Below are 495 nucleotides of genomic sequence, written 5' to 3' on the forward strand. Positions count from 1 at the left end.
TATCGGTAGTTAACCCTTCCTCCTACACTCTCCACAATCATGTCCGAGCGTTGCACTTATTATCTGAATTCGCGCTTCACTTTTTCATTAACAACGAGTTTAAACCCACCTACAGGCAAACCCCCACACATAAAAGCATCAAATATCTGGAATTCTGAAGAAAATAACCACATTATTCACAAGAACCGTGAAACAGTACGGTAGCTGAAAGCAAACCCGAAGTTCAGGGTGATTTATCAACCGGTATAATCACCCTGGGTGAATCATGTTGAGCGTTTATGGCAGGTGCTGCACGATACTATAACACGCAATCATCAGTGCCGTTCAATGTGGCAGTTACTGAGGAAGGTTTTCCATTTTATGGAAACCATTAGCCCGTTCCCTGGAGAAAAAAATGGCCGGGAAAAAGTGTAGCGATATTAGGGAAGGTGCGATTTAATCATTCAAAGTTCTGTTCATGACTACAATGATTGCCGTTCATCTATCGTTTTCAGT

At 42.0% G+C, this 495-nt stretch carries 1 pseudogene; it reads left to right on the top strand.

The window, feature by feature from the left end:
- Nucleotides 1–162 precede the first annotated feature (162 nt).
- Nucleotides 163–414, top strand: a pseudogene (locus tag ACSZO1_RS22715) (transposase); the annotation flags it as partial.
- Nucleotides 415–495 lie beyond the last annotated feature (81 nt).

It is taken from the genome of Erwinia sp. V71, assembly GCF_965644245.1.
Lineage (GTDB): Bacteria > Pseudomonadota > Gammaproteobacteria > Enterobacterales > Enterobacteriaceae > Erwinia.